The organism is Streptomyces aurantiacus JA 4570, from assembly GCF_000414115.1.
Taxonomy (GTDB): domain Bacteria; phylum Actinomycetota; class Actinomycetes; order Streptomycetales; family Streptomycetaceae; genus Streptomyces; species Streptomyces aurantiacus_A.
This window is the reverse complement of the sequence record NZ_AOPZ01000399.1, coordinates 1-7,200: the sequence shown is the minus strand read 5'-3', so window position 1 is coordinate 7,200 and position 7,200 is coordinate 1. Positions and strand designations below refer to the sequence as shown.

At 73.5% G+C, this 7,200-nt stretch carries 5 protein-coding genes; 1 reads left to right on the top strand and 4 read right to left on the bottom strand.

Going from position 1 to position 7,200, the window contains the following annotated elements; translation table 11 throughout:
- Window positions 1-48 precede the first annotated feature (48 nt).
- The 3 genes from STRAU_RS31685 to STRAU_RS31675 form a co-directional block, all read right to left on the bottom strand.
- Window positions 49-2,553 (bottom strand): ABC transporter permease, encoded by a 2,505-nt coding sequence (locus tag STRAU_RS31685; protein WP_016644494.1) that lies wholly within the window; start codon window positions 2,551-2,553, stop codon window positions 49-51.
- Window positions 2,550-3,395 carry an ABC transporter ATP-binding protein gene (locus STRAU_RS31680; RefSeq protein WP_016644493.1) on the bottom strand — a complete coding sequence of 282 codons (846 nt, stop codon included), beginning with the start codon at window positions 3,393-3,395 and terminating at the stop codon, window positions 2,550-2,552. Before STRAU_RS31680 ends, STRAU_RS31685 begins: the two co-directional genes overlap by 4 nt.
- A gap of 292 nt (window positions 3,396-3,687) precedes the next feature.
- On the bottom strand, window positions 3,688-4,872 hold the full coding sequence (locus tag STRAU_RS31675) for a PP2C family protein-serine/threonine phosphatase (protein ID WP_016644492.1): 1,185 nt from the start codon (window positions 4,870-4,872) through the stop codon (window positions 3,688-3,690).
- Window positions 4,873-5,037: 165 nt separating this feature from the next.
- Between STRAU_RS31675 and STRAU_RS31670 the strand changes: the two genes are divergently transcribed.
- On the top strand, window positions 5,038-6,273 hold the full coding sequence (locus STRAU_RS31670; RefSeq protein ID WP_016644491.1) for a GNAT family N-acetyltransferase: 1,236 nt from the start codon (window positions 5,038-5,040) through the stop codon (window positions 6,271-6,273).
- Window positions 6,274-6,320: 47 nt separating this feature from the next.
- Here STRAU_RS31670 and STRAU_RS31665 read toward each other — a convergent pair whose 3' ends face one another.
- Entirely contained in the window at window positions 6,321-7,145 is an 825-nt protein-coding gene (locus STRAU_RS31665) for an Fpg/Nei family DNA glycosylase (protein WP_016644490.1), read from the bottom strand.
- Window positions 7,146-7,200 lie beyond the last annotated feature (55 nt).

Sequence of the window (7,200 nt, the reverse complement as noted above, 5' to 3'; positions counted from 1 at the left end):
ATCCGCCGCGGAGCGGCGGGCCAGGGCTGGGCGAGGAGCACCCGCCGGTCACGCCGGCGACCGCAGCGCAGCCCGCGCGGGCATCGCCGTGGCCACCAGACCGAGCACCACGGCCGACCCGGCGAAGGCCCCGTACAGCAGTGGCGGGATATAAGGAGCCTCGCCGGTCAGCCCGTTCATCATCGGGACGAGCGTGGCGAGGGCGATCCCGGTGCCGATGATCACGCCCGCGCAGGTCACGAGCAGCGCCTCCCAGCGCACCATCCGCATCACCTGGCGGCGCGTGGAGCCGATCAGGCGCAGCGTGCCGAGTTCGCGGCGGCGGTCGAGGACCGTCATCACCAGCGTGTTGGCGGCGGCGATCGCGGCGAAGCCGCCCAGTACGGCCGCCATGACCCCGTTCGCCCAGGCGTTGACCTCGCGGTCGACCGACGCGGCCGCGGTGTAGCCGTCGCGGTCCTTGACCGTGCCCAGGGACTTCAGCGAAGCCGCGGTGCCGCCCTTCGTCCAGATCTCCGCGTAGAGGGAGGACGTGACGTGCTGCTTCAAGTCGGCGGCGGGCAGCGTCGCCTGGGACAGGCCGAGACCCCGCTCGTACGTCGCCGTGATCTTCGGGCGGGCCTTCGTGCCGTCGGGAAGCCGCAGCTCGACACGGTCGCCGGTCTTCAGGTGCGCGGACTCGGCGAGCATGGCGTCCAGCGCGATCTGCCCCTTGCCCAGGGCGAGTTCACCGGCCTTGACCTTGAGGTCCTGCACCTTGGCGAGGCCGGCGGCGGTGCCCGTGACGCCCTGCGTCGGCACCGACTCCAGCCAGCGGTCGCCGCCGGAGCCCTTGGGGATCAGGACGGAGGTCTTCAGCAGGCCCACGGCGGAGCTGACGCCGGAGGCCCGCTCGGCCTTCCGTACCGCATCGGGACCGAAGCCACCGTCCGACGTGACGATGTGGTCGGCCGTGATGCCGTCCCGCTGCTGCTTCTCCGTGACCCGCTCCTCGCTGGTGTGCATGAAGACGAGCGTCGAGGAGAACGCCATCGCGAGCACGATCGGGGTGATGGCGGAGGCGAGACGGCGTGCGTTGGTACGGGAGTTGGCCGCGGCCAGCGACGCGGAGGCGCCCGCGCCGCGCAGCGGAAGGCCGAACAGGGCCGCGCAGCCGCGCGCCACCAGCGGGCCGAGCAGCGCCACCGCGAGCATGAAGAGCATCACGACGCCGAGCGCCGCGTTCGCCGCGTCCTCGCCGGTCGAGGTGGCGGCGAACCGCGCGAAGATGATGCCGCCGACCACCGCGGCGACGCCGAGCGGCGTACGGATCCAGCCGATCTGCGTCCGCTCCACGGATGCCTCGCTCAGCGCCTGGCCCGGCTTGATGCGGGACGGGCGGCGGGCGGACATGTACCCGGCGAGCAGGGCGGTGACGAGCGCGGTGCCCGTCGCGGCGACGAACGGGATGAACGAGACGGACAGGTCGACGGCCTCCGGGATCGCTCCCTTGTCCTTGAGCTGCCCGAACCACCAGTTCGCCAGGGCGACGCCGGGCAGACAGCCGAGCACGCCCGCGAGCGGCGCGACGAGCAGCGCCTCCGTGGCGATCGTCCGGCGGACCTGACGCGGTGTCGTACCGATGGCGCGCAGCAGCGCGAACTCGCGGGCCCGCTGGCCGACGGAGAGCGCGACGGTGCCGGCGGCCGTGAAGACGGCGACCATCGCGGCGACGCCGCCGAAGGAGCCGCCGATGCCGGCGAGCATCTCCTCGGCGTACGCGAGCTGCGCGTCCTCGAAGGCGCCGCGCGCGTCGCCCGTGTGGACCTCCGCCTTGTCCCCGAGGGCCTTGGCGACCTGGGACTTGAGCGTGGCGTCCGCGACGCCGTCCTTGGGCAGGACGGCGATGGCGTCGATGCGGTCGGGGTGCCCGGAGATGCGTACCGCTTCCGTGTCGGCGAACCAGGCCGTCGGGCCGGTCCCCTGAGCCGCAGCACCCGAGGCGCCCGCGGCACCCGCTGTGCCCGCCGCGCCCTTCGTGAGCCCGGAGACGCGGAAGTCGCGCGGGCCGTCGGCCGTGGTGAGCGTGACGCGTTCGCCGATGCGGGCCTTCGCCGCCCGGGACAGGACCACTTCGCCGGCGCCGGGCGCCCGCCCGGAGAGCAGCTTCTCACCGGTGAAGGCGGTGGAGCCCCAGCCGTGCGCGGTCAGCGGCGTGTTCCCGTGCTTGACGGGGAAGGTGACGTCGGCCACGGCGGTACGGGCGCCGGGCACCGAACCCGCCTTCGCCACCAGGGAGTTGTCGAGGCGGGCGCGGTCCGGCACGGGCTCGGGCGAGTCGTCCCGGTCGTCGCCGCCACCGGTGACGAAGTGGGCCTTCTGGTCGGCGGCGGCCACCACGGGCGCCCCCGCGTACCGCTCCGGCGGCACGGAGGCGCGCAGCCCCGTCTCCAGGAGGATGCCGCACGCGGACACGATCAGGGCCGCCATCGCCAGCGCGATGAACGTCCCCACGAAGCCCGCCGGTTTGAAGCGGACGGCCGCGCGGGCCAGTCCGTTGGGTAGGAGGCTCATGCCGCGGCCCCCGCGTACGCCGCGGGAGCGGCGGTGAGAGCCGTCATGCGCTCCGCGATCTGCGCCGCCGGGGCGCGCTCCAGGCGGTCCGCGATGGAGCCGTCGGCGAGGAACAGGGTGCGGTCGGCCCAGGCGGCGGAGCTCGGGTCGTGGGTGACCATGACGACCGTGGCCCCCATGCCGTCCACGGCCGAGCGCAGCAGGCCGAGGATCTCGGTGGCCGTGGTGGTGTCGAGCGCGCCGGTCGGCTCGTCCGCGAAGATCACGTCCGGCGAGGTCACCAGGGCGCGGGCGATGGCCACGCGCTGCTGCTGGCCGCCGGAGAGCTGGCCCGGGCGGCGCCGGCCCTTGTCGCCGAGGCCCACGCGGGACAGCATCGCTGCGGCCGCGCGGCGGTCGGGGCGGTGGCCCGCGAGGCGCATCGGGAGCAGCACGTTCTGCTCGACCGTGAGCGACGGGAGCAGGTTGAACGCCTGGAAGACGAAGCCGAGGCGGGTGCGGCGCAGGGCCGTCAGCTTGTTCTCGCTCATCCCGGTGATCTCCGTGCCGCCGAGGCGGACGGTGCCCTCCGTCGGGCGGTCCAGGCCCGCCGCGCACTGCAGGAACGTGGACTTGCCCGAGCCGGACGGGCCCATCACGGCCGTGAAGCTTCCGCGCGGCAGGGCCAGGTCGAGGCCCCGCAGCGCGTGTACGGCGCCCGTGCCTCGGCCGTACTGGCGGCGTACGCCCCGCAGTTCCACGGCCCAGTCGCCCGTCGGGGCGCCGAAGCGGGGGCCCTCGCCGTCGCCGTCGCTGTGACGCGTCGCCGTCTCGGCCCGCTGCTTCTTCTTCCGCAGCCCCATGGCGTGCAGCCTCTCCGTCGTCCGTACCTGATCGATGTCTCGAACGTACGGATCGCGGGCCCTCCGCGACCATGAGGCGGCCCGGCCAGTGTGGGGTGGGGTTTCCCCTACCTGGGGGTGTTGTGGCTGGTGGGGGCCCTGCGGGGCTTTCCCCAATCCCGCCCCTTCCCGTAACCAGGGGGCTCCGCCCCCTGGACCCCCGTATCGCCGCTTCGCGGCTCGTCCTCAAACGCCGGACGGCTAGCCCCTCCGGCGTTTGAGGAGCGGGGGTCTGGGGGCAGGGATCCGCCCCCTACACGTCCCGGCAGATCAGCAGCAAGGCCCGGTCGTCGTTCACGTCCTTGGCGACCGCCTCGATGAGGTGCCACGCGGCGCCGTGGAAGCCGCCGGGGACGTAGCGGTCCGCCTCGCCCGTCAGGCGGTCGATGCCCTCGGCGATGTCGCGGTCGGACGCCTCGACGATACCGTCGGTGAACAGCATCAGGACGTCGCCGGGGCGCAGCGAGCCCTTGACGGGGTCGAACTGGGCGCCGTCGTACACCCCGAGGAGGGGGCCTTCGCCGGACTTCTCCTCCCAGCGGCCGGTACCGGCGCTGAGCTGGAGGGCGGGCAGATGTCCTGCGGAGAGGAGCTCGTAGTCGCCGGTCTCCAGGTCGAGGACGAGGTGGATGGAGGTGGCGAAGCCCTCGTCCCAGTCCTGGCGGAGGAGGTAGCCGTTGGCGGCGGGCAGGAAGGCGTGCGGCGGGAGGGAGCCGAGGAGGCCGCCGAAGGCGCCGGAGAGGAGCAGGGCGCGGGAGCCCGCGTCCATGCCCTTGCCCGAGACGTCCGTCAGGACGACTTCCAGCGTGCGCCCGCCGTTCGTGCGGGCGGCGACCACGAAGTCGCCGGAGAAGGACTGCCCGCCCGCCGGGCGCAGGGCCATCTCGCGGTGCCAGCCGCGCGGCAGCTTCGGCAGCTTGCTCTGGACGCGGATGCGCTCGCGCAGGTCGAAGAGCATGGTGCCGCCCCCGCGCCACGGCACCCCGACCCGGCTGCGGAACTGGGCGATGAGGAGGCCGAAGAAGCCGCAGGCGGCGACGGTCAGGACGGTGCCGGGGGTGACGCGCGCGGGGCCTTGCGTGTACGGGCCGAGCCGGGCGGACTCCACGATCAGGGCGGCCGCCGACGCGGCGTACAGACCGAGCAGGCTGGAGGGGCGCAGGAGCAGGCCGCCCGCGACGATGGGCAGCACGAGCGCGGCCGGCGAGAACCAGACCGGATTGATGATCGTGCAGGCGGTGATCACGGGGATGGTGAGGAGCAGGGCGGCAAGGGCCACCCAGTCCGAGCCGTCGCCGCGGAAGTAGTCGACACCGGATTTGCGCAGCCCTATGCGGGCCCGGTGCAGCCGCTTCTTCATCCGGGCCGGGAACGTCTCGGCTTCGGCGCGCCGCGCACGCTGCTCGCGCCGCTCGCGCCCTTCTCGTCGTACCGCCATTGCTCGTGGACCCTATCCACCGGGCCAGGCGCTTCGCACGGGAGGTACCTCTTGTCCCCCTTCAGGGGCACCTCACCCGTATCTCCACACCCGGCGTCCACACGCGCATTCCGGTACGCGGAAAAACATTCGCCGCGTCCTTGGAGCCCCTGGTAGGCATGGCATATGACAGCAGACTTGCGGGAGTTGGGCCAGAGCGACTGGGATCGTTGGTACGCAACGCTGGAGCGGGCCTTCGGCGGCGTCGCCGAGCAGCCCGAGGAGCACGAGCTGTGGAACTCCCTCACCGAGTACGAGCGGGCATTCGGATTCTGGGACGGCGACACCTGTGTCAGCACGGCGGGCGCCTTCAGCTTCCGCATGTCCGTGCCGGGCGGCGCCGTGGTGGACGCGGCGGGCGTGACCATGGTCAGCGTGGCGGCCACGCACCGGCGGCGCGGCCTGCTCACGGCGATGATGCGGCACCAGCTCGACGACGTGCGGGCGCGCGGTGAGGCGCTGGCGGTCCTGACGGCGTCGGAACCGGTCATCTACGGCCGGTTCGGGTACGGCGTGGGCTCGCACCAGCTCCGCCTGGAGATCGACAAGTCCCGCGTCGGTCTGGCCGTCCCGGCCGCCGCGGACGAGGTGCGGCTGCGCTACGCGACGCCCGCGGAGTCCGGGGCCGACCGCGAGGCGGTGTACGCGCAGCGGGTCGCGGGACGCCCCGGCATGCTCGCGCGGCGGCCCGGCTGGGAGAAGCTGCCCACCCTGGACCCGCCGGGCGACCGCAACGGCATGTCGCCGCAGCAGTGCGTGCTCGCGGAGCTTGACGGCGAGGTCGTCGGGTACGCGCTCTTCGCCGTCAAGCCCGAATGGGACGCCCAGGGCCCCAAGGGCACGGTCCGGGTGCAGGACGTGGAGGCCCTGGACCCGGCCTCGTACGCCGCGCTGTGGCGGTTCCTGTTCGGCATCGACCTGACGTCGACGGTCCTGGCGCTGTCCCGCCCGGTGGACGACCCGCTGACCCAGCTCGTCTCCGACATCCGCCGCTGCGACCTGCGGATCCGGGACTCGCTGCACGTACGGCTTGTGGACGTCGGCGCCGCCCTCGAAGCGCGTACGTACCAGGCGCCGGTGGACCTGGTCCTGGACGTCGAGGACGCCTTCTGCCCCTGGAACCAGGGCCGCTGGCGCCTCATGGGCGACGCGAAGGGTGCCTCCTGCAAGCGCGTGGACGACGACTCCCCCGCCGATCTCGCCCTCTCCGTACGGGAGTTGGGCTCCGCCTACCTCGGCGGCGTGCCCCTCACCCAGCTCGCCGGGGCGGGCCGGGTGCGGGAGCTGCGCCAGGGCGCGGTCGCGGAGGCGTCACTCGCCTTCGGCTCGACGGTGGCTCCTTGGCTGCCGCACGGTTTCTAGCGGGACGCTTTTCCGGCAGCTTCTGGCGGGGCGCCTGCTGGCGGCTTCTAGCGGGGCGCCTGCTGGCAGCCCGGGCACCAGAACAGATTGCGGGCGGCGAGATCGGCGGTGCGGATCTCGCCGCCACAGATGTGGCAGCCCTGCCGGGCCCTGCGGTACACGTACACCTCGCCGCCGTGGTCGTCCACGCGCGGCGGGCGGCCCATCGCCTCCGGGGTGTGCTCGGGCCGGACCGTGTCGATGCGGTTGAGCCGGACGCCCTCGCGCATGAGGTCCACCAGGTCGGCCCAGATCGCCGTCCACTGGGTGTACGTGAGGTCCTTGCCGGGTGTGTACGGGTCGATGCCGTGCCGGAACAGGACCTCCGCGCGGTAGACGTTGCCCACGCCCGCGACGACCTTCTGGTCCAGGAGGAGGGCCGCGATGGTCGTGCGGCTGCGGGACACCCGGCGCCAGGCCGTGTCCGGGTCGTTCCCCTCGCCCTGCGGGCGCAGCGGGTCCGGGCCCAGGCGGGCGTGTATCGCCTGCTTCTCCTCGTCCGTGATCAGGGCGCAGGTCGTGGGGCCGCGCAGGTCCATGTACGCGGCCTTGTTCGCCAGGCGGAGGCGGACCGTGTCCGTGGGCGGGGGCGGGGGTGCGCCGCCGAACGCCACCTTGCCGAAGAGGCCCAGGTGGATGTGGATCCAGCCGGTTTCGGCGAAGCCGAGGAAGAGGTGCTTGCCGTGGGCCTCCGCTGTGGCCAGCGGGCGGCCCGTCACCAGGGCCGCGCCGTCGGAGAACTTGCCCTGCGGGCTGGTGGCGCGCACCTCCCGCCCCTCGAACCGCTCGCGGTGATCGGCCGCGAGCCGGTGAATGGTGTGGCCCTCGGGCACGGCGTCTTCTTCTCCTGGTGGGTGGGGGTACTGGCCGGGGGCCCTGCGGGGCTTT